General features: G+C 67.1%; 25 protein-coding genes and 1 pseudogene. 7 read left to right on the plus strand and 19 right to left on the minus strand.

Annotation, left to right across the window (positions count from 1 at the left end; all coding sequences use genetic code 11):
- Window positions 1–27: 27 nt before the first annotated feature.
- The 5 genes from ACFMRZ_RS08240 to ACFMRZ_RS08260 are packed head-to-tail and all read right to left on the minus strand — an operon-like array spanning window position 28 to window position 3896.
- Window positions 28–867, minus strand: a complete 840-nt coding sequence (locus ACFMRZ_RS08240; RefSeq protein WP_400178574.1) for a TauD/TfdA dioxygenase family protein — start codon at window positions 865–867, stop codon at window positions 28–30.
- 14 nt (window positions 868–881) lie between these two features.
- Complete coding sequence (locus tag ACFMRZ_RS08245; protein WP_280271322.1) at window positions 882–1217, minus strand: hypothetical protein; 336 nt, start codon at window positions 1215–1217, stop codon at window positions 882–884.
- 5 nt (window positions 1218–1222) lie between these two features.
- Window positions 1223–2494, minus strand: a complete 1272-nt coding sequence (locus ACFMRZ_RS08250; protein WP_280271283.1) for an aromatic ring-hydroxylating dioxygenase subunit alpha — start codon at window positions 2492–2494, stop codon at window positions 1223–1225.
- The gene (locus tag ACFMRZ_RS08255) at window positions 2491–3105 is read right to left on the minus strand and encodes a carboxymuconolactone decarboxylase family protein (RefSeq protein WP_400178576.1); all 615 of its coding nucleotides are present in this window, start codon (window positions 3103–3105) and stop codon (window positions 2491–2493) included. Before ACFMRZ_RS08255 ends, ACFMRZ_RS08250 begins: the two co-directional genes overlap by 4 nt.
- Entirely contained in the window at window positions 3102–3896 is a 795-nt protein-coding gene (locus ACFMRZ_RS08260) for an SDR family NAD(P)-dependent oxidoreductase (protein ID WP_280271285.1), read from the minus strand. Before ACFMRZ_RS08260 ends, ACFMRZ_RS08255 begins: the two co-directional genes overlap by 4 nt.
- Window positions 3897–4090: 194 nt before the next feature.
- On the opposite strand from ACFMRZ_RS08260, the gene ACFMRZ_RS08265 reads away from it, so the two are divergent.
- The 3 genes from ACFMRZ_RS08265 to ACFMRZ_RS08275 all read left to right on the plus strand — a co-directional run bounded on the left by ACFMRZ_RS08265 (window position 4091) and on the right by ACFMRZ_RS08275 (window position 5744).
- Window positions 4091–4696, plus strand: coding sequence for a TetR/AcrR family transcriptional regulator (locus ACFMRZ_RS08265; RefSeq protein WP_400178577.1), 606 nt, complete (start codon window positions 4091–4093; stop codon window positions 4694–4696).
- A gap of 108 nt (window positions 4697–4804) precedes the next feature.
- The gene (locus ACFMRZ_RS08270; protein WP_400178578.1) at window positions 4805–5491 is read left to right on the plus strand and encodes a TNT domain-containing protein; all 687 of its coding nucleotides are present in this window, start codon (window positions 4805–4807) and stop codon (window positions 5489–5491) included.
- 1 nt (window position 5492) lies between these two features.
- Window positions 5493–5744 (plus strand): hypothetical protein, encoded by a 252-nt coding sequence (locus ACFMRZ_RS08275; protein WP_400178579.1) that lies wholly within the window; start codon window positions 5493–5495, stop codon window positions 5742–5744.
- Between the two features lie 22 nt (window positions 5745–5766).
- On the opposite strand, the gene ACFMRZ_RS08280 is transcribed toward ACFMRZ_RS08275, so the two are convergent.
- Together ACFMRZ_RS08280 and ACFMRZ_RS08285 are read right to left on the minus strand one after the other, a co-directional pair.
- The gene (locus ACFMRZ_RS08280) at window positions 5767–5991 is read right to left on the minus strand and encodes a hypothetical protein (RefSeq protein ID WP_400178580.1); all 225 of its coding nucleotides are present in this window, start codon (window positions 5989–5991) and stop codon (window positions 5767–5769) included.
- A gap of 62 nt (window positions 5992–6053) precedes the next feature.
- Window positions 6054–7250 carry an FAD-dependent monooxygenase gene (locus tag ACFMRZ_RS08285; protein WP_400178581.1) on the minus strand — a complete coding sequence of 399 codons (1197 nt, stop codon included), beginning with the start codon at window positions 7248–7250 and terminating at the stop codon, window positions 6054–6056.
- 117 nt (window positions 7251–7367) lie between these two features.
- On the opposite strand from ACFMRZ_RS08285, the gene ACFMRZ_RS08290 reads away from it, so the two are divergent.
- Window positions 7368–7958: a TetR/AcrR family transcriptional regulator gene (locus ACFMRZ_RS08290; protein ID WP_400178582.1), complete on the plus strand. Its 591-nt coding sequence runs from the start codon at window positions 7368–7370 to the stop codon at window positions 7956–7958.
- Between the two features lie 30 nt (window positions 7959–7988).
- On the opposite strand, the gene ACFMRZ_RS08295 is transcribed toward ACFMRZ_RS08290, so the two are convergent.
- Window positions 7989–8618: a TetR/AcrR family transcriptional regulator gene (locus ACFMRZ_RS08295; RefSeq protein ID WP_400178583.1), complete on the minus strand. Its 630-nt coding sequence runs from the start codon at window positions 8616–8618 to the stop codon at window positions 7989–7991.
- Between the two features lie 41 nt (window positions 8619–8659).
- Entirely contained in the window at window positions 8660–8977 is a 318-nt protein-coding gene (locus ACFMRZ_RS08300) for a nuclear transport factor 2 family protein (RefSeq protein WP_400178584.1), read from the minus strand.
- A 139-nt stretch (window positions 8978–9116) separates the two neighbouring features.
- Between ACFMRZ_RS08300 and ACFMRZ_RS08305 the strand changes: the two genes are divergently transcribed.
- Complete coding sequence (locus ACFMRZ_RS08305) at window positions 9117–10067, plus strand: NADP-dependent oxidoreductase (RefSeq protein WP_400178585.1); 951 nt, start codon at window positions 9117–9119, stop codon at window positions 10065–10067.
- Window positions 10068–10166: 99 nt separating this feature from the next.
- Here ACFMRZ_RS08305 and ACFMRZ_RS08310 read toward each other — a convergent pair whose 3' ends face one another.
- The 4 genes from ACFMRZ_RS08310 to ACFMRZ_RS08325 are packed head-to-tail and all read right to left on the minus strand — an operon-like array spanning window position 10167 to window position 11729.
- Window positions 10167–10358 (minus strand): DUF397 domain-containing protein, encoded by a 192-nt coding sequence (locus tag ACFMRZ_RS08310; protein ID WP_400178586.1) that lies wholly within the window; start codon window positions 10356–10358, stop codon window positions 10167–10169.
- A gap of 37 nt (window positions 10359–10395) precedes the next feature.
- Window positions 10396–10593, minus strand: a complete 198-nt coding sequence (locus tag ACFMRZ_RS08315) for a DUF397 domain-containing protein (RefSeq protein ID WP_400178587.1) — start codon at window positions 10591–10593, stop codon at window positions 10396–10398.
- 36 nt (window positions 10594–10629) lie between these two features.
- Window positions 10630–10821: a DUF397 domain-containing protein gene (locus tag ACFMRZ_RS08320; RefSeq protein ID WP_400178588.1), complete on the minus strand. Its 192-nt coding sequence runs from the start codon at window positions 10819–10821 to the stop codon at window positions 10630–10632.
- Window positions 10818–11729, minus strand: coding sequence for a helix-turn-helix domain-containing protein (locus tag ACFMRZ_RS08325; protein ID WP_400178589.1), 912 nt, complete (start codon window positions 11727–11729; stop codon window positions 10818–10820). Before ACFMRZ_RS08325 ends, ACFMRZ_RS08320 begins: the two co-directional genes overlap by 4 nt.
- 246 nt (window positions 11730–11975) lie before the next feature.
- Between ACFMRZ_RS08325 and ACFMRZ_RS08330 the strand changes: the two genes are divergently transcribed.
- Window positions 11976–12326, plus strand: coding sequence for a hypothetical protein (locus ACFMRZ_RS08330; RefSeq protein ID WP_400178590.1), 351 nt, complete (start codon window positions 11976–11978; stop codon window positions 12324–12326).
- Window positions 12327–12387: 61 nt separating this feature from the next.
- A complete protein-coding gene (locus ACFMRZ_RS08335) occupies window positions 12388–12597 on the plus strand; it encodes a hypothetical protein (protein ID WP_400178591.1) in 210 nt (69 codons plus the stop codon).
- An 8-nt stretch (window positions 12598–12605) separates the two neighbouring features.
- On the opposite strand, the gene ACFMRZ_RS08340 is transcribed toward ACFMRZ_RS08335, so the two are convergent.
- From ACFMRZ_RS08340 to ACFMRZ_RS08365, 6 genes and pseudogenes are all read right to left on the minus strand, one after another.
- Complete coding sequence (locus tag ACFMRZ_RS08340; RefSeq protein WP_280271298.1) at window positions 12606–13754, minus strand: acyl-CoA dehydrogenase family protein; 1149 nt, start codon at window positions 13752–13754, stop codon at window positions 12606–12608.
- Window positions 13755–13767: 13 nt separating this feature from the next.
- Window positions 13768–14914 (minus strand): annotated as a pseudogene (locus ACFMRZ_RS08345) (thiolase family protein).
- 3 nt (window positions 14915–14917) lie between these two features.
- Window positions 14918–15745 carry an enoyl-CoA hydratase/isomerase family protein gene (locus ACFMRZ_RS08350; protein ID WP_400178592.1) on the minus strand — a complete coding sequence of 276 codons (828 nt, stop codon included), beginning with the start codon at window positions 15743–15745 and terminating at the stop codon, window positions 14918–14920.
- Window positions 15746–15953: 208 nt separating this feature from the next.
- Window positions 15954–17162: a CaiB/BaiF CoA transferase family protein gene (locus ACFMRZ_RS08355; protein ID WP_400178593.1), complete on the minus strand. Its 1209-nt coding sequence runs from the start codon at window positions 17160–17162 to the stop codon at window positions 15954–15956.
- Complete coding sequence (locus tag ACFMRZ_RS08360) at window positions 17162–17926, minus strand: SDR family NAD(P)-dependent oxidoreductase (protein WP_400178594.1); 765 nt, start codon at window positions 17924–17926, stop codon at window positions 17162–17164. The genes ACFMRZ_RS08355 and ACFMRZ_RS08360 overlap by 1 nt, the downstream gene beginning before the upstream one ends.
- Window positions 17926–19092 (minus strand): acyl-CoA dehydrogenase family protein, encoded by a 1167-nt coding sequence (locus ACFMRZ_RS08365; protein WP_280271323.1) that lies wholly within the window; start codon window positions 19090–19092, stop codon window positions 17926–17928. The genes ACFMRZ_RS08360 and ACFMRZ_RS08365 overlap by 1 nt, the downstream gene beginning before the upstream one ends.
- Window positions 19093–19158 lie beyond the last annotated feature (66 nt).

The following is a 19158-nucleotide window of genomic DNA, read 5'->3' on the forward strand; positions in this document are numbered from 1 at the left end:
GTTCTCCTGGCGTGGGTGGGGCGGTGGCTATCGGATCGGCTCGTCACCGAGCACGGTGGTGCGCAACATCTCTCGCGGCGAGTCCGGCTCGTAGGGCGCGGCGCGATGAATCACACCGCGGTTGTCCCAGATGACGGTGTCGCCGACCGACCATTCGTGGCGGTAGACCCGATCCGGGGCGGTGCACCGCTGCAGGAGGTCGTCCAGCAGCGCCCGGCCCTCCTTCGGATCCATGCCGATGACGTGATCGGTCGAGGCGCCGAGCACCAGCGAGCGGCGCCCGCTTTTGTGCGTCCAGACCAGCGGATGTTCCTTCACCCGGCGGCTGCGCCACACGGCCAGCTGCTCGGGTGTCGGGTCCGGGGTCACCAGCCGCTGCGAGGCCTCGAGCGAATGCACGACGCGCAGCGACGCCAGCCGCGTCCGCTCGGATTCGGTGAGATTGTCGTAAGCCTTGTAGGTGGAGGCGAATTCGGTCTCCCCACCTTTGGCGGCCACGGCCTTGGCGGTCAGCATGGTGGCCATCTGCGGGTAGGCGTCGTCCTGCGGAGTGCAGCCGTCGATGTGCCAGTCGAAGGTCGCGCGCAGATAGCTCGCCGAGGAGTTCTTGGTGGTGTCGAGGCTGACCCGGTAGATGCCCTTGACCGGATGGTGGCCGGCCTCGGTGTCGATCTCGCCGAGCTTGCGGCAGAACGCCACCTGCGTCTCGGGGTCCAGGTGCAGGTCGCGAAAGACCAGCACGCCGTTGTCCTCCAGGGCCGCCAGCACCGCGTCGGCGACCGCGTCGTCGGCCAGCAGCTGATCGCGTTCGACGCCCTTGACCTCCGCGCCGACCTCGTGGCCGAGCCTGTCGATGGTGATCGTCATATCGTTCGTCCCTCTCACGGCAGCGGCTCGGCGACCCGGGTGATCTCGGCGTCGGCGCTGTCGGTCGGTCTGGTCTGCTGGAAGATTTCGACCGCCATGGCGACCATCACCAGCGAATACACCAGGTGCAGCAGGTGCAGCGCGTCGTCGGGCAGGTCGTCGAGCGGGAATTTGTCGCAGTAGGCGATGGCCTCGTCCAGACGCGGCAGGAAGGCGTCGTGGAAGGTCACCAGCTCGGGCATGGTGGCGGCCATGCGGCGCGCCCAGCGCTCGGATTCCGTTGCCAGGCACCAGGTGTGCGCGAACGGCTCGAACTCGGCGAATTCCGGGGGTAGCAGGTCCTCGGCCACGGCGGTCACACCCCCGCCAGTTCGCGCTGGTACGCGCCGACCTGGTCGGCGACGGCCTTGTGGAAATGGCGGACCAGGATTTCCTGGTCGTTGACCGGGAATCGGGTGAGGCCCGCGGTGCGGTAGGCCGATTCCAGCGCGGTCTGGGTGCCGGTCAGCATGCCCGCGTCCTGTAGGGCGAATTCCTTGAACACCACCGAGGAGACCTCGTGTTCGACCCGTTCCCGCACCGTGCGGGCCGGCTGGTAGGCCAGCACGCATTCGAAGCGGTGGGTGTTGTAGGAGGTCGGCCAGTACCGGTAGAGCAGATACCAGCCGCGGTAGATGAGTATCTCGATATTGGGGAAGATCTGGAAATTGTCGATCCCCCACGGTTCGATGCGGCCGGGATTCAGTCCGGGCGGCAGCTCACCGATATCCGGCGACTCCCACGGCCCGACCAGGCCGCTGCGGGTGATGCGCTCGATCGGATACATGTATTCCGCGGGCATCGTCCACCGGCGCGCGCCGCCCGTGGACACCATCCGGTGCGGGCCGTCGACCTGGAAGTGCGCGCACTCGAAGCCTTTTCCGGTGCGGACGGGATTGGGCACCTGCTGCGGATGCAGACCCGGGACGTGGTAGTACTCCTGGAAGGCGTCGGCGAACAACTTCCAGTTGCTCTGGTTGTCGGCGCTGAAGACGTACCACTCGGTCATCTTGTCGAACGGGTAACCGTCGAGGGCGGTGACCATGGGGCCCAGGAACTCCCGCAGCGTCTGGCGCGGCTGCGGATTCGGGTCCAGGTTGACGAAGACGAAACCCGCCCAGATGTCGCAGTGCACGGGCACCAGGCCCAACTCGTCCTTGTTCAGGTCGAAGAATTCGCCCTCCTGCTGCACGAAATTCAGGGAGCCGTCGAGGTCGTAGCGCCAGCCGTGGTACTTGCAGGTGAACTGGCGGCAGGTGCCCGAAACCTCCTCGCGCGGGAAGTCGTTCCACATGAGCTTGTTGCCGCGGTGGCGGCACACGTTGTGGAAGGCGTTGATCTCCCCCTCGCGGTCGCGCACCACGATCACCGAGGTACGCGCGGCCTCGATCTCCTTGGTGAAGTAGCTGCCGGTGCGCGAGAGTTGTTCGATACGACCGACATTGAGCCACGCGCGCTTGAAGATCGCCTCGCGCTCGAGTTCGAAGAATTCCGGGGACACCGAATCCTCGAACGAGATCATCGACGTCCCGAGGTCGGGATAGTGCTGCGTCCAGCTGCCCTCGGCGGGCTTGGGCCATTGGGTCACGGTCGTTCCTCCGTTTCCGGTCGTGCGAAAGTCTGCGGCGGGGCCATATCCGGATCGAGTTGCAGCCCGACGCTGTTGAACACCATCGCCAGGCACAGGTAGGAGCCGGCGACGAACAGCACCTCGAGCACCTGCCGAATGTCGAAGTGCCGCACGAGTTCCGCCCAGGTGGCGTCGTCGACGCCGTGCCGGTCGAGCAGTTGGTCGGTGGCCGACAGCAGCACTCGGTCCGACGGGGTCCACACCGGCGACCCGGGCCCGCAGGCCACGGCGGCGATCTGCTCGTCGGTGACACCGGCGCGCGTCGCCAGGCGCACGTGCTGTACCCACTCGTAGGTAGAGTCGGTGCGCCACGCCACCCGCAGGATGATCAGTTCGCGGTCCCGGGCGTCGAGCGCGGACCGCTCCAGCAGTGTGCCGTTGTAGGCCAGCCAGGCGCCGGCCAGTTCGGCGTGATGGCCGAGCACGCCGAGGATGTTCGGCATCGGCGGGGCGTCGGGCGCGCCGGACAGATAGCGGTCGGCCAGGCTCACCTTGCCCCGCAACATATTTCGCGCGTGTTCGTCCCACTGCTCGGGCGGTAGCGGCGCCAGCCGGGGTGCCGCGGTCATATGACCGACCCGCCGTTCACGCCCAATACCTGGCCGGTGATGTAGCCCGCCGCGTCCGAACACAGGAACAGGCACGCCGCGGCGATATCGTCGCCGGTGCCCAGGTGCCCCACCGGGATCGCCTTCGCCATGGTGGCGTTGTCGGGCAGGTGGCCCGCGTCCTGCGAGCGGCGCGACATAGGGGTGTCGATGCCCGAGGGCGGAATGGTGTTCACCGTGATGCCGCGGGTCGCGTACTCGCGCGCCAGGCCCTTGGTCATGGCGACGACGCCGCCCTTGGCCGCGGTGTAGTGCACCATGCCCGGTGAACCGCGTTGCGCGCTGGACGAGGAGATCGTCACGATGCGGCCCCAGCCGCCGGTCACCATGTCCGGGATCGCGGCCTGGACGCAGTGGAACGTCCCGGTCAGGTTGACCTCGATGATGCGGTGCCACTGCGCCGGGGTGATCTCGGTGAACGGCGCGAACCCGACCGCGCCCGCGCTGGTCACCAGAATCTCCACGGGGCCGAACTCGGCGCGGACCTTGCCCAGCGCCTCCTCGACCGCGCCGCGGTCGGTCACATCGAGGGGGCACGCCATCGCGGTGCCGCCCGCGGCCCGCAGTTCGTCGGCGGTCCGCTGCGCGGCGGCCGCATCGATGTCCAGCACGGCGGTGCGATGGCCGTGCCCGGCGAAGGCCCGGCAGATGGCCGATCCCATACCGGATGCGCCGCCGGTGACGACCGCGACCCGGCCGTGCGGCGGCCCGCCGGGATCAGAGGTTCGGCCGGCGGCCGCGAAGCTGCTCATCGTTCGGACTCCTCTGTTCGGGGACCGGGCTGACCGAGTTAATCGACTGCCTAAATTAGGCGAGTGATTAACATATACGGCAGGCCGTTCGTGGCTGTCAATAGCCTTCGCGCGGAGGACTTCCCGCGGCCGCCCCGGCGGGTCACCGATCGGGACGGCCGTACACTGAGCCGCACCGACCAGGAGGCCACCAGATGAAACCGGGCCGCAGCGCCGACCCCGAGAACTCCGCCACCCGCGCCGCCCTGCTCGACGCGGCGCAGCAGATCATGCTCGAGGAGGGGTACGCCGCGGTGAGCACGCGGCGGCTGGCGGCACGGGCGGGCGCCAACTCCGCGCTCGTGTACTACTACTTCGGCACCATGGACAACCTGTTCGCCGAGTTGTTCCGCCGCGGCGCCGAACGCAGCTACCAGCTACAGGTGGAGGCGCTGTCCGCCCCGCAGCCGATGTGGTCGCTGTGGGAGTCGATCCACGAACAATCCCAGAACGCGCTGACGATGGAATTCGTCGCCCTGGCCAACCACCGCAAGACGATCCGCACCGAGATCGCCGAATCCTCCAAGCGCTTCCGCACCCTCCAACTGGAAGCGGTCACCAAGATCTTCGCCGACTACGGCTACGAATCCGACACCTACACCCCCGCCGCCGTAGTCCTGCTCATGTCCAGCATCTCCCGCTTCCTCCGCATGGAAGAAGCCTTCGAGGTAGCCGCCGGCCACGCCGACGTAATCCACCTCATCGAATCCCTCCTCCACGACCTGGAGGGCGATCGCCGACCCCCCACTCCCCAACCCTGAGCGACGAAGTTCTGGCGTGTCTCACGACGCCACGCCCGCGGGCGCACCGATCCGGACCGACACGGCACGCTCCCCCGTTACCCTCTGAGCCACAATCACTTTCACAGCTTGGGGGTAATCGTGCGCTATCGGTCATTCGTCACCGCGATCTTCGCCTCACTGCTTCTTCTGCTGGCCGGTCCGGCACCCGCCGCGCATGCCCAACCGGGGCCTTCGCAAGCGGCCTGCCACCCCGGCACTCCGGATACCGCGCCACCGACGACGAATTTCTACGACCCGGACAGGCAGTATCTCGGGCCGGATCCGCTGCCGCAGGGGCCGCCGGTGCAGCCGCTGCTGGCCGGGTATCAGCGGTTCGGCGGGCTCGCCGCGGACGATTTCGTTGCCGAGTACCGCAACGACTCCGGCTGGATCTATCCGCCGGAAGACGGTTTCCAGGTGATCGGCGGGCACGCCGCGCGGCACCCGCAGCAATTGTCGCCCGGTCGGCGGATCGACCGATTCGGTTTCGCCGGTGGGCGTTTCCTCGCGCCGGCCGGTGACCCGTTCTCGGCCCGCGCACTGCCGCCGCAGAACCTCAACACGCCCACCGGTACCCCGCAGAGCAACTACCACCTCTACTGTGTGCTGAAGCCGTTCACGGTCGAGGCGGGCCCCATCGCCGCATGGTTCGAACAGCCCGGCGGCGGAACCCAGTTCCTGTTGCAGACCACCTACCTGCCGGAGGCCGGTGCGGCGCTGAACGTCACCTGGCTGCTGCAGAACGGATACCTCGTCGAAGAAAGGCCCGCCTGAGATGGATCGCCGACAACTCAGCGCCGCGTTGCTGGCGGCCGGACTGCCGCCGGAGTCCTTCCAGATCCACGGCGTGCACACCCACGACCCCCTGCCCACCGATTTCTGGTTCCTGCGGCCCGGACCCAGCGGCGACTGGGAGGTCGGCGCCTACGAACGCGGCAAATACGATGTGCGAGAACGGTTCAGCACCGAACCGGCCGCGTCGGCCTGCTTGTACCAGGTCCTCACCGGGCACGACGCGCCGAGCTGAATCCCGCACGCTACGGTAGATTTCACCTTGCCGCGCGCTGCGCCGCCTCCACGGCCGCTCTTTCCTGCTCCAGCCAAGTTTCGCCGATTCCGAGAAGTCGGTCAGCTTCCTTCGACCGCTCCCACATATCGCGTTCGAGCCGCTCCTCGAGAGCTTCTCTCACCCATTGCGAGCGGTTGACGCCTGCGACGGCGCGTAAGCGGGCTTCGAGTTCATCGCTGATCTTTACCGACAGATGATGGGTCACACTGTGAATGTTGCCCGCGCGGTACCGAAGGTGTGACCAATTCGATTGTGGCTGAGGGCCGATCAGTGTGCCGCCGCTGCGGGGAGGGGGTAGTGCGGGAGTTGGCCGGTGTTGCCGCTTTTGGCGGCTAGGCGGGTGAAGACGCTGGACAGGGGGCGGGAGGAGAGGAATCGGTAGGTGAGGTTGCGGCGGCGGATCTGCCAGTGGGTTGCGGGGGCGAGGAAGCGGCCGGCGCCGGTGGCGAACTTTTGCGACTTGTCCACTGGTGGGCGCATGCGCTGTTCGTAGCGGGAGTAGGCGAGGCGGTGGTCGCCGTCGGCTGCGGCGAGTTCACCGGCGAGGATGTAGGCGCCGAGCATGGCGTGTCCGGTGCCGTTGCCGCCCGGGCCCGCGCACCAGGCGGCGTCGCCGAGCAGCGCGACCCGTCCGTCGGACCAGCGGTCGAGTCGAATCTGGCTGAGCGAGTCGAAGAACAGGTCGCCGGAGTCGCGCATGGCGGCGAGCAGTTCGGGCGCTTTCCAGCCGACGTCGGCGAAATGCGTTGCCACGAGGCGCTTCTGCGCGTCGAGGTCGTGGCGATCATATTCCTGTGGGTCGGCCGCGAAGAGGAAACCGATTGTGGCCCTGCCGGTGTCCCGCCCGCTGGCGACCGACAGGTACCGGCCGGGCTCGTTGTAGATCAGGCCGCTGTGGTTGAGCCCGAAGGTATTCGGCGCGCCGAAGGCGGCGATGTAGTAGCCGAGATCGCGCCGGAACCGGTGCTCGTCGCCGAAGGCCAGGCGCCGCACGGCGGAATGCAAGCCGTCCGCGCCGATGACGAGATCGTAAGTGCGCGCGGGGCCGTGGGCGAAGCGCACATCGACCCCGTCGTCATGCTGGTCGATCGCGGTGACGCGGTCGCCGAACACGTACTCCGCCTCGTGCCTGCTGTGCTCGTAGAGAATTCGCGCCAGATCGCCACGGTCGATTTCGACCTCGCCGCTGAACAGCGCGGACGGGAACGTCGCGAGGGTACGGCCGGAGGCGTCGACCACCAGCTGATCGCCCATCCCGGTCTGCTGTGCCCGGATATCGGCGAGCACGCCCATGCGTTCCAGGAGCACGAGCTGATCGCCCCGGAAGTCGACCGCCGCCGCGCCACCGTCGCGCAGGCAGGGTGACTGCTCCACCACGGTCACGTCGTGCCCGAGCCGCCCGAGCCAGTACGCCAGCGACGGCCCGGCGATACCGGCTCCGGAAATCAGGATGGACCTGGACATTGCGCGCTCCTCGGCGTCGACTCGAACCTTGCTCGCCGAGCATACAAACGTCTTATCCATACGGTCAATCCAATTGGATAAAACGCTTGGATGAAGCGATTGGATAGCATCGGCGGAATGGGCAACCGAGAGGATCTGCTGGCCGGGGCGCTGACGTGCCTGAAGGACAAGGGCTGGGCCCGCACCACGGTCCGCGACATCGCCGCGGCGGCGGGGGTCAACCATGCCGCGATCGGCTATCACTTCGGCTCCCGCGACGCGCTGTTGACCGAGGCGTTCATGCGGGCCATGGAGGAATGGGGCCTGCGAATCGAGGCGAACGCCGATGCCACGGTCGACCCGGACGCGAGCCCCCGGGAACGGTACGAGGCATTCTGGCGGCAGACCATCGACTCCTACGCCGAGAACCGGCAGCTGTGGCTCGTCTCGATCGAGGCCGGTATCGAGGCCCAGCGCTCGCCCCGCGTCCGCGAACTCATGACGCACGCGATCCAGGAAGGGCGCAGCGGACTCGCCGCCGGACTACTCGGCATCCCCGAGGACACCCTCGACAGCCGAGACATCCAGACCATCGGCGCGGTCCAACTGGCCCTGATGTCCGGCGTCTTGATGCAACAGACCCTCGATCCGGACCACACGCCCGACGCGCACGACATCACCGAAGGCCTGCTCGCCTTGGCCGAACGGCTCACCGGCACAACGCATTAGGCGGATACGCCGAATACCCACCCTTACCGACTACCGACTCTCGCCGAGCAGAGCGGAATCGGTGGCGACAGCGCGGAGGCGGGCGAGGATGAGCGCCTCGGCACGGTCGTAACGCTGGTCGTCGTCGAACAGGGCGGCGTCCTCGGCGGCCATGCGGGCGAAGGCGTCGAGTTCGAAAGCGAGATCGGCGGGATCCGAGTCGGCGCGGATCTGGCCCATCGACTGAGCCTCGGCGATCGTGGTGGCGTACAAGGTCTGCCAATCGCGGCGAGCCGCAGCGATGGCGTCCCGGACGCGGCCCGGGCGGGAGTCGAATTCCGGCGCCGTCGCGATGAAGAAGCAACCGCCCTCGAACACCGGCTGTCGCACGTACTGGAACCACGACTCCGACATCGCCCGCACCCGGCGGATCCCGGCCGGCGTCTTGCGGGCCGGACGGACGACCTTCGCGGTGAACACGTCGATGGCCGCCCGCACTGTCGCCAGCTGCAACTCCTCCTTGGAGCCGAATTGCGCGAACACGCCGCTCTTGCTCACCTCGAGTTCGGTGGCGAGCCGCCGCACCGACAGGCTCTCCAGCCCCTCCACCGAGGCGATGTCCATCGCCCGGTCCAGAATGAGCTGCCGGGACTGGAGACCACGCAGGACCCGCTTATCCATATCGGCCAGTCTAATGGACGGTCGTCCGGACAATCCGCGCCCTAGGCGGCCGCCCGCCAGGCAGCGAAGTGGGCCGCCGCATCGTCGGTGGACAAGCCGAGCTGTGCACACTTCTGGTGGAAATCGAAGACACGATCGCCTGCCTCGCAAAGATATTCGAGCTCGACGGTGTAATCGGGAAAGGCGCGGAAGAAGCCGTCGAAGTGGGCCGCGGCCTCGGCCGCGCCGTGGGCGACGGCCTGGAACGGGATGGTCTCGAAGACCGCCTCGTCGTGACAGACGGCCAGGGCGGCCGCGGGGTCGGCCCGCGACTTGGCCTCGGCATAGGCCCGGATCGCCTCGGTGGGTGTGGGGGTCATCATCGTCCTCCGAATCAGAACTTTCTGGACGATCGGACTATAAATCTCCGCACTTCAACGCGCAATATGCGAATCCACACTGGACATCGCCCAAAAACTAATAGTACGGTCGTCCACATACATGATGGAAGGACGGCACATGCGAGCAGTGGTACAGCAGGAGTGGGGCGACCCCGAGGACATGCGTCTGGCCGAAATCGACCGACCTGAACCGGTTTTCGGCGAAGTCCTGGTCAAAGTCGTTGCGGCGGGCGTGAACCCGGTCGACTACTACACCGCCCGCGGCCTGGCCTACAACAGCGTGCTCGACCTGCCCTTCGTCAACGGCTGGGACGTCGCCGGCGTGGTGGAGCAGGTCGGCTACGGCACGACCCGATTCCGTCCCGGCGACAAGGTTTTCGGCATGCCGTGGTTCCCGCGTGCGGCGGGCGCCTACGCCGAATACGTGACCGCGCCCGCCCGCCACTTCGCCCCCATACCCGCCGAACTGAGCTTCACCCAGGCGGCCGCGCTCCCCCTGGCCGGTCTCACGGCGTGGCAGATGCTCGTCGACGTGGCCGGCGCCGGACCGGGCGACCGAGTGCTGATCACGGCGGCCGCGGGCGGCGTCGGACATCTGGCCGTGCAGATCGCCAAGGCGCGCGGCGCCCACGTGATCGCCACCGCCCGCGCCGCGAAACACGCCTTCGTCACCGCACTGGGCGCCGACGAGGTCATCGACTACACCACCACCGACATCACCACGGTGGTCCGCGACGCCGACATCGTGATCCAGATGTTCGGTGGCGAGGCCGCGTTGCGCGCACTCGAATGCCTGCGCCCCGGCGGCATTCTTGTCAACGCCCAGGGCGCCTGGTCCCCCGGCATGTCCCGCCGTGCAGCGGAATTGGGCGTACGAGCCACCGCGTATCTGGTCGAGCCCGACCACACCGGGCTCGAGGCCCTTGCCACCCTGGTCCGCGACTCCGCCCTGCGCGTCCACGTCGACAAGGAACTACCACTGCAACACGCGGCCGCCGCCAACCAACTCGTCGGAAAGGGCCGCACCATCGGCAAACTCGTCCTGACCATCGGCGAGCAGGAACGATGACGAGGTGACGGTGAGGGTTCTCCAGAGACGACACGAGCCCGATACCCCTTCGGCGGGTACCGGACTCGTATCACTTCCGCGCAACCTACGACAGAGCGGTTATGCGCTGGGACGCTCGAACTCCCCGCCCTCCACACCTGCCGTGAACGCGTCCCACTCACCAGGCGCGAACGTCAGATGACCCGCATCGGGGTCCTTACTGTCGCGAACTCCGACCCGGCCGTCCGGCAACCACGCAACCTCAACGCACTGACCTTGACTCTGACTGCGACTTGACTTGAACCAGTACATCTTTCATGCCTCACGATCACTGATTTGATAAAGCAAACTATGCGCTGGGGCGCTCGAACTCCCCGCCTTCCACGCCTGCGGTGAACGCATCCCACTCACCAGGCGTGAACGTCAGACGGCCCGCATCGGGACTCTTGCTGTCGCGGACGCAGACATCTCCGTTCGACAGCCAGGCAACCTCCACACAGTTCGCCAGGTCCGCGCTACGACTCGACTTGACCCACTTCAATATCATTTCTCGTACCTACCGATCACTGTGCAAACAAAGCGATCACGCGCTGGGACGCTCGAACTCCCCGCCCTCCACACCTGCCGTGAACGCGTCCCACTCACCAGGCGCGAACGTCAGATGACCCGCATCGGGGCTCTTGCTGTCACGGACGCCGACCTGGCCGTCAGGCAACCACGAAACCTCAACGCACTGACCGGCGTTCGCACTGTAGCTTGATTTGAACCAGTTCATTTCTCATACCTCTTGATTACTGTTCTTATGATCTTGCGGGTATCGCTTTGACTGTAGGACTCCTTGCGCACCGACTCAGCGAACTTTATGTATTGTTCCAGCGTTTTGGCGTCGTTCATGTAGGCATCGCTCCAAGATGACTCCAGAAAAGCGAGTGGTGGTTCCGGTATTTCGCCCGATTGCGCCTCCGGAAAATCGAGAATCATGAAGGTGGCGTTCGGAATACCGAGCGGAAATCCGGCGGAGAACGGGTGGACACGGAGTGTCACACTAGGGCTCTGGCTCATATCGAGCAGGTAGCTCAGTTGCTCGCGCATGATATCCGCGCTGCCCACCTGCTGGTAGAGAGCTGCTTCGTCGATTATCGCCTCCAAGCGCATCGGGTCGACGGATCGTTTGATTGTGCGTTGCCGGTCGATCCGCAAATTCACTAGCCTATCAACTGCCAAAACGGTCAGCTCGTCGTTCTCTTCGACGTACTTTCTTGTGATCGCCTCAGCGTATGCACGTGTCTGTAGCAATCCAGGCACAATGAGCGAGTAAGAAAACTGCTTCACAGCAATCGTTTCCAGCCCGATGAAGAGTTGGAACGTGTCCGAGATGATGTCCCCATAATTCTCGGTCTGCGAGCGCTGCCGCGCCGCCTCCGCCAGCTCCAGCATGAACTTCGTTCGCTCACTGTCGAACTCGTACAGCTCACAGAGCGCGCGGATGTGCGGGCGCGAGATTCGTGCGTTCCGTCCAGTCTCATACCGCTGTAGCGCGGCCTTGGACAGGTCGACCAACATCGCGGCACGCGCGATGGAGAGTCCGGCCGTGTCGCGCCCGTCCCGCAGGATCCGGGCGAGCTGCCTTCTGGGGAGCGTGGGTATCCGTGGGCTCTCTTCTGCCTGGCTGTGGTCTGTCACTATCCGAACCTCCCCGTTCCTAGTGATGACTCCCCGCGCTAAAGCGAATCAACGCTAACACGCAAGGTGAGTCGTACAACATGAGTCGGATCATGCGGAAACACCATAAATTCAAGCGACATTGGACTGAATAGCCTGTTTCACTGGCAGTCACCGCATGGCTGTGCTGTTCTTTTCGAGCGCGATTCCCGTTACGACACACCAAGTTAGACGCATCTGGGGGCTACCACCAATGAAATCAATCCAATGAACGCATGGACCATCGCGCTGACCACCGTCTCGGTGTCCGCGGTCGCGTTTCCTATCGCTATCGGACTGTCCTGTCTGTGGCCCCCAGACCACAACAACGACGAACACCCGCTCACCATCACGCACCGCACACACGCGTGCGACGTGAATCCGTATGCGGCACAGGAATTCCTGTCCTCCTGCACCGCACCGACACGCCCGCTGAGCATCGCGGAAGCGCATCGGGAAATGCAATTACATCGCGAATGCCGCTGCGTGAGACAGCGCTTCGCCCTACAGACACTGATCGAATCCGGTCGCATAAAACCGGACAGCCATCGAGAGCCCCCACAATCATGGACTTTGTGAAGCAGTGCGTAAGCAGGGTGCTGGATCTGCCGGCGCGAGTGAACCCGGACGGCTACAACTGATGCCGATCACGGACTACATGTTCACCAACGACCCGGACCGCGAACGCGCGACATGGCTCGAAAAGCGCGCTCAGAAAGCGGGATACCGCATGGATCGTTCGATTGCGGGCACCGGCGGCGACGGCTACCGCCTGTGCGACGCCGAAACCGGATACGAACTCATCCGATCCCGCCACCTCGAGAACATCGAGCACTACCTCAACTCATGACACGGGAATTACAAGCCCAGATCCCGCGCCACGATCATCTTCATGACCTCGCTGGTGCCGGCGTAGATCCGCGCCACCCGCGCATCGGTGTACAGGCGCGCGATCGGATACTCCATCATGTACCCGTATCCGCCGAACAGTTGCAGGCAGCGGTCGACCACGCGGGCCTGGACCTCGGTGCAGAACAGTTTCACGCGCGCCGCGTCCGCGCCGGACAGGACGCCGTCGATCAGATCGCGCACCGCACGGTCGATCATCGTCTGCGCCGCCTCCACCTCCGTGGACATCGCGGCCAGTTCGAATTTGGTGTTCTGGAACGAGGCGACCGGCGTGCCGAAGGCGTTGCGCTGCTTGGTGTAGTCGATGGTCGCGGCGATCGCGGCGCGGGCCTGGGCCACCGAGCCGACCGCCACGGTCAGCCGTTCCTGCGGCAGGTTGTGGCCGAGGTAGCCGAACGCCGCGCCCTCCTCGCCGAGCCGGTTCTCGATCGGCACCCGGACATCGGTGAACGACAGCTCCATTGTGTCCTGCACCTTGCAGCCCATCTTGTCCAGCATGCGGCCGCGCGTGAAACCCGCCATGCCGTCCTCGACGACCAGCAAGGTGAGCCCGGCGCGGCGATTGTCCGGATCGGTGGCCGTGCGGGCGACCACGATCACCAGATCGGCGAGCAGGCCGCCGGTGATGAAGGTCTTGGCGCCGTTGAGGATGTAGTGGTCCCCGTCGCGCACCGCGCTGGTCCGCATGCCGGCCAGGTCCGAACCCGTGCCCGGCTCGGTCATGGCGATGGCGGTGAGCAGCCGGCCCGCCGCGAGGCCGGGGAACCAGCGCTCTCGCTGCGCGGCGTCGGCGTATTCCAGGAAGTACGGCAGGATCACGTCGAGCTGGGTACGCACGGTGCCGAGGGTGACCAGCGCGCGGGCGGCCTCCTCCTGCAGGACCACGTTGTAGCGGTAGTCGCGCAGCCCCGCACCTCCGTACTCCTCGGGCAGCGCGAACCCGAGCAGCCCGAGTTCGCCCATCTCCGCGAAGATCTCCAACGGCATGACGCCCGACTTCTCCCACTCGGGGTAGTCCGGCACGATCCGCTTCTCGATGAAGTCCCGTGCCAGTTGCCGGAACGCCTCGTGGTCGCCGGTGAACAATTCTCGTCGCACGCCGTGCCTCCGTTCAGGAAATCAGCTCGACCACAGTGGCATTGGCGGTACCGCCGCCCTCGCACATGGTCTGCAGCCCGTAGCGAATCCCGTTGTCGCGCATGTGGTGGATCATCCGGGTCAGCAGCACCGCGCCCGACCCGCCCAGCGGATGGCCGAGCGCGATGGCGCCACCGAGCGGATTGGTCAACGCCGGATCCGCGCCGGTCTCGGCCAGCCAGGCCAGCGGCACGGAGGCAAAGGCCTCGTTCACCTCGAACACGCCGATGTCGGCGAGCCCCAAACCCGCCTTCCCCAAGACCTTTTCGGTCGCGGGGATCGGGCCGGTGAGCATCAGCACCGGGTCGGAACCCGCCACCGCGCCCGCGCGGTAGCGCACCAACTGGGTCAGCCCGAGCTTCCCGGGCCTTCTCCGGGGTCGTCAGCACCACTGCGGCGGCGCCATCGGAGATCTGCGAGGAGTTCCCGGCATGGATCACCCCGTCCTCGCGGAACGCGGGCTTCAGACCGGCGAGCTTCTCCACCGTGGTACCCCGCCGGATGCCCTCATCCTCGGTCACCACGCCGGAATCCGTTGCGACGGAGACGATCTGACCGGCGAACACGCCCGCGTCCTGCGCGGCGGCGGCCCGCTCGTGCGACAGCGCGGAGTACTCGTCGAGCCGCGTGCGGCTGAAACCCCACTTCTGCGCGATCAATTCGGCCGAGAGGCCCTGATTGAACGAGAAGTCGTCGTAGCGCGCCAACGCCTTCGGCCCGTACGGCTGACCGGAGGCACGGGCCGCGCCCAGCGGCACCCGGCTCATCACCTCGACACCGCCCGCGACCACGACATCCTGCTGCCCGGACAGCACCGCCTGCGCCGCGAAATCCACTGCCTGCTGGCTGGATCCGCACGCCCGGTTCACCGTGGTGCCCGGGATACTCTCCGGCCAGCCCGCCGCCAGCACCGCGTACCGCCCGAGATTGCTGGACTGATCGCCCACCTGCGAGACACAGCCCCAGATCACGTCGTCCACCACCGCCGGGTCCAAGCCGGTGCGCTCGGTCAGCGCGTTGAGGACGTGTGCGGACAGGTCGGCCGGATGCACTCCGGACAGTCCGCCGTTGCGTTTGCCGACGGCGGTACGGACCGCTCCCGCGATGACTACCTCACGCATCTGCTATCTCCCGTTCTCGGTCTCGTTGCTCGCGCGAAGCGGCGGACGGTGCACGGTCCAGCGGCCGGTGTACCGGGGCTCGCGCCGTTCGGCGAAGGCCGCGAACGCCTCCGGGGCGTCCGCGGTCGCGAAATTGATGCCCTGGGCGCGTGCCTCCGCCGCGAGCGCCTCCCGCAGCGTCGCGTCCGCGCCGTCGTTCAGCAGGGCCTTGGTCTGGGCGAGGGCCACCGGGGGCCCGGCGGCCAGGCGGCCGCTCAGGTCGACCACGAACTCATCGATCTCGTCCGCGGGCACCACCCAGGTCACCAGTCCCAACTCGCGCGCCTGCTTCGCGTCGATGGTCTCCGCCAGCAGCGCCAGCCGCTTGGCCTGCTGCAACCCGACCAACCGGGGCAGCAGCCACGACCCGCCCAGATCCAGCGAGAGCCCGCGCCGGGCGAAGATCTGCGCAAAAGTCGACTCCGGAGTGGCGACCACAAGATCGCACCCCAGCGCGAGATTCCACCCCGCCCCGACCGCGACGCCCCCGACCTTCGCGACTGTCGGCTGCGGCACCTCGTGCAGCAACACCGCGACATCGGTCAGCGCCCGCATCCGATAGATCGGATGATTGTTGTCCGGCACCGAAATATCCGCGCCCGAGCAAAACGCCCCACCCGCTCCGGTAACCACCACCGCCCGCACCGAACGATCCGCGGCCACCTCCCGCAGCGCCTCGGCGAGCACCACCCACAGCTCCGCGTCGATAGCGTTCTTGCGGTGCGGCCGGTTCAGCGTCAGCGTGCGCACCCCGTCCCGGTCATCAACCAGCAGCACAGGCTCGCTACTCATTCCGCGCCCTCATTCGGCCACAGTTCGCCTGCCCTGGGGAAATATGCCTGAAGGCAGCTCGTGTCGACATTCGCCCCGGTGCTCGACGCCCGCCACAAGGCCGGATACCTTTCCGCACAGACCAAAGGCAGACCACGGCCGCGGATCCCACCTCGCCGCATAGGCGCCAGCGCGGATCGCCCAGGCCCTCCTGCGCGCACTGCCCCGCTCATCGCCCGGCTCCGATCGCGCCGGAACCGCGCAGCGCTGCCAGTTCGTCTGTCGTACAGCCGATTTCGGTGAGTACGGCGTCGGTATGCTCACCCAGGCCCGGCACTGGTCCCATCGGCGGCTCGTATCCGGGCAGCACGGCGGGCGGCAGCAGCGACGGGATCGGTCCGCCCGGGGTGTCGATAGTGCGCCAGCGGTCACGTTCCACCAGTTGCGGGTGGTCGAGTACCTCGCTGGGGCGGTTGTAGCAGGAATTGCCGATACCGGCGTCGTCGGCGGTCTTCTGGATGTGCGCCAAGTCGTGCCGCGCGCACCACGCCCCGATCGCCTCGTCCAGTTCGGCCCGGTGCCGCACCCGGCCCGAGTTGGTCCGGAAGCGTTCCGCCGCAGCCAGATCCGGGCGGCCGAGGATCTCGGTGGCCAGCCGCTGCCACTCGCGGTCGTTGGTCGTGCCGAGCACCACGGTGCGGCCGTCGGCGGTCGGGTACGCGCCGTAGGGCGCCACGGCCGGCGAACTCATCCCGAGCGGCTGCTGATCGACTCCGGCATGCCGGGCGTAGGTGAGGTGGTAGCCCATCATCTCGGCCATCGTGTCGAACAGGCTCACCGCGATGGTGCCGCCGTGCGCCGATCCGCGCGTGCGCCCGTGCAGCGCCGCCAGGATCGACAGCGCCGCATACAGTCCGGTGGTGACGTCCGCGACGGGCGGCCCCGGCTTGGCCGGGGCATCGGCGGTGCCGGTCACCGCGCACACCCCGGACTCGGCCTGCACCAGCAGGTCGTAGGCCCGCTTGTGCGACAGCGGCCCCCCGGCCCCGAAACCGTCGATCTCCACCGCGATCAGCTCGGGATAGCGCGCGGCGAGATCGGCCGGCGCCAGCCCCAGCCGCGCGGTCGCGCCGGGCGCCAGATTGGACACCAGCACGTCGGCCCGCGCCAGCAGCCGATGCAGCAGTGCTACTCCCGCTTCGGTTTTCAGGTCCAGCGTCACCGACTCCTTGCCCCGGTTCACCCAGACGAAGTGGGCGGCCTGGCCGTGCACGACCTCGTCGTAGTACCGCGCGAAGTCGCCACCGGCCGGGTTCTCCACCTTGATCACCCGCGCGCCGAAATCGGCCAGCGTCCGAGTGCACATGGGCGCCGACACCGCCTGCTCCAGGGCGACGACCGTGATCCCGGCCAGCGGGCCCCCGGTGTGGGCGTCCATCAGATCACCGTGCCGCCGTCCACCGGCAGCACCTGCCCGGTGATGAACGAGGCCGCGTCGGAGGCGAGGAAGACGAACGCGCCCGCCACTTCCTCCGGTTCGGCCCAGCGCCGCAACAGAATACGGTCGAGCATCGCCCCGGAGAACTTCTCGTCGGTGCGGATGGTCTCGGTCATCGGCGTCGCGGCCAGCGGAGCGAGCGCGTTGACCAGAATGTTCTTGCGCGCCAGCTCTTTCGCCAGCGATTTGGTGATCCCGATGATGGCGGCCTTGGCGGCCGAATAGTTCACCTGGCCGAGCGTGCCCACGAGGCCCGCGGCGGAGGTGACGTTGATGACGCGCCCCGTGCCGTCGGTGGGCAGGTAGGCCAGCGCGGCCTGCGTGCAGTTGATAGTGCCCAGCGCGTGAATGTCGAACAGCCGCTTGACCGATTCGGCGGTGGTCTTGGCGAACATCGCGGGCGCGGTGACCCCGGCATTGTTCACCACGATGTGCAGCGCCCCGCCGGTGAGCGCGGCGGCCCGTTCGGCGGCGGCGTCGGCCGCGTCCCGATCGGTGACGTCGAACGCGAAACTCGCCGCGGCGCCGCCGTTTCCGGTGATCTTCTCCGCGACGGCCGCGGCGGCGTCACCGTCGCGATCGGTGACCAGCACGGCCGCGCCCGCGGTGGCCAGCGCCTGCGCCACGGCCGAGCCGATCCCCCCGGCCGCGCCGGTGACCAGCGCCGAGCGCCCGGTGAGGTCGAACAGTCCCTGCTGGGTCATCAGTAGCTCCTCGGCATTCCCAGGGTGTGCGAACCCAGATAGTTCAAGATCATTTCTTGGCTGACCGGGGCGATGCGCATCACGCGCGCCTCCCGGAAGTAGCGGGCCACGTGGTACTCCTCCGCGTACCCCATGCCGCCGTGCGTCTGCAGGGCGCGGTCGGCGGCGGTGAATCCGGCGTCGGCGCACAGGTATTTCGCCGTATTTGCCTCGCGCCCACAGGATTTCCCGTTATCGTAACGCCAGGTGGCCTTGCGCAGGATGAGTTCGGCGGCGTCCAGGCGGGCCAGCGAGTCGGCCAGCGGGAACTGGATGGCCTGGTTCTTGCCGATCGGCCGGTCGAACACCACGCGTTCCTTGGCGTATCGCACGGCCCGGTCCAGCGCCACCCGGCCCAGGCCGAGCGCCTCGGCGGCGATCAGCATGCGTTCGGGGTTGAGCCCGTCGAGCAGGTACCGGAACCCTTGGCCCTCCTCGCCGACCCGGTCCTCCACCGGGACACGCAGATCATCGATGAAGACCTCGTTGGAGGTGACGGCATTGCGGCCCATCTTGGCGATCGGCCGAATGTCGATGTGCGCGCGGTCGATATCGGTGAGGAACAGCGTCATGCCGTCGGTCTTCTTGGTGACCTCGGCGTAGCTCTGCGTCCGCGCGAGCAGCAGGATCTTCTCCGACTCCATCGCCTTCGAGATCCACACCTTGCGCCCGTTGACGATGTAGTGGTCGCCGTCGCGGCGCGCGAACGTCGTGATGCGCGGAGTGTCCAGTCCCGCACCGGGTTCCGTCACACCGAAACACACGTGCAGGTCGCCGGTGGCGACCCGCGGCAGGGTCCGCTGCTTGAGTTCCTCCGACCCGTGCACCACCACCGGCTGCATACCGAAGATCGACATGTGGATGGAGCTGGCGGCGTTCATGCCGCCGCCGGAGCGGGAGACCTCCTCGGCCAGCAGGGTGGCCTCGGTGATGCCCAGCCCGTGCCCGCCGTACTCCTCCGGAATGGTCAGGCCCAGCCAGCCGCCCGCGGCGATGGCCTGGTAGAACTCCGTCGGGAATTCGTGGTCCCGGTCCTTCTGCATCCAGTACTGGTCGTCGAACTTGCGGCACAGCTCGGCCACCGACGACCGGATCAACTCCTGGTCCTCGGACAGGTCGAAACTCATGCCTCCCGCAGTCGTGTCATCGGACACCTCCACACCTCCATCTCGGTACACCCGCCGCCGGCCGGC

Origin of the sequence: Nocardia sp. N2S4-5 (assembly GCF_044628355.1) — a bacterium.
Classification (GTDB): domain Bacteria; phylum Actinomycetota; class Actinomycetes; order Mycobacteriales; family Mycobacteriaceae; genus Nocardia; species Nocardia wallacei_B.

Coding starts and splice junctions, on each gene's coding strand:
- ACFMRZ_RS08240 (WP_400178574.1), bottom strand. CDS start 867: ATGACGATCACCATCGACAGGCTCGGCCACGAGGTCGGCGCGGAGGTC.
- ACFMRZ_RS08335 (WP_400178591.1), top strand. CDS start 12,388: ATGCCGATCACGGACTACATGTTCACCAACGACCCGGACCGCGAACGC.
- ACFMRZ_RS08320 (WP_400178588.1), bottom strand. CDS start 10,821: ATGAACTGGTTCAAATCAAGCTACAGTGCGAACGCCGGTCAGTGCGTT.
- ACFMRZ_RS08260 (WP_280271285.1), bottom strand. CDS start 3,896: ATGAGCAGCTTCGCGGCCGCCGGCCGAACCTCTGATCCCGGCGGGCCG.
- ACFMRZ_RS08350 (WP_400178592.1), bottom strand. CDS start 15,745: ATGAGTAGCGAGCCTGTGCTGCTGGTTGATGACCGGGACGGGGTGCGC.
- ACFMRZ_RS08265 (WP_400178577.1), top strand. CDS start 4,091: ATGAAACCGGGCCGCAGCGCCGACCCCGAGAACTCCGCCACCCGCGCC.
- ACFMRZ_RS08300 (WP_400178584.1), bottom strand. CDS start 8,977: ATGACCCCCACACCCACCGAGGCGATCCGGGCCTATGCCGAGGCCAAG.
- ACFMRZ_RS08355 (WP_400178593.1), bottom strand. CDS start 17,162: ATGGACGCCCACACCGGGGGCCCGCTGGCCGGGATCACGGTCGTCGCC.
- ACFMRZ_RS08310 (WP_400178586.1), bottom strand. CDS start 10,358: ATGTACTGGTTCAAGTCAAGTCGCAGTCAGAGTCAAGGTCAGTGCGTT.
- ACFMRZ_RS08285 (WP_400178581.1), bottom strand. CDS start 7,250: ATGTCCAGGTCCATCCTGATTTCCGGAGCCGGTATCGCCGGGCCGTCG.
- ACFMRZ_RS08330 (WP_400178590.1), top strand. CDS start 11,976: ATGAACGCATGGACCATCGCGCTGACCACCGTCTCGGTGTCCGCGGTC.
- ACFMRZ_RS08360 (WP_400178594.1), bottom strand. CDS start 17,926: ATGACCCAGCAGGGACTGTTCGACCTCACCGGGCGCTCGGCGCTGGTC.
- ACFMRZ_RS08255 (WP_400178576.1), bottom strand. CDS start 3,105: ATGACCGCGGCACCCCGGCTGGCGCCGCTACCGCCCGAGCAGTGGGAC.
- ACFMRZ_RS08315 (WP_400178587.1), bottom strand. CDS start 10,593: ATGATATTGAAGTGGGTCAAGTCGAGTCGTAGCGCGGACCTGGCGAAC.
- ACFMRZ_RS08365 (WP_280271323.1), bottom strand. CDS start 19,092: ATGAGTTTCGACCTGTCCGAGGACCAGGAGTTGATCCGGTCGTCGGTG.
- ACFMRZ_RS08305 (WP_400178585.1), top strand. CDS start 9,117: ATGCGAGCAGTGGTACAGCAGGAGTGGGGCGACCCCGAGGACATGCGT.
- ACFMRZ_RS08295 (WP_400178583.1), bottom strand. CDS start 8,618: ATGGATAAGCGGGTCCTGCGTGGTCTCCAGTCCCGGCAGCTCATTCTG.
- ACFMRZ_RS08290 (WP_400178582.1), top strand. CDS start 7,368: ATGGGCAACCGAGAGGATCTGCTGGCCGGGGCGCTGACGTGCCTGAAG.
- ACFMRZ_RS08275 (WP_400178579.1), top strand. CDS start 5,493: ATGGATCGCCGACAACTCAGCGCCGCGTTGCTGGCGGCCGGACTGCCG.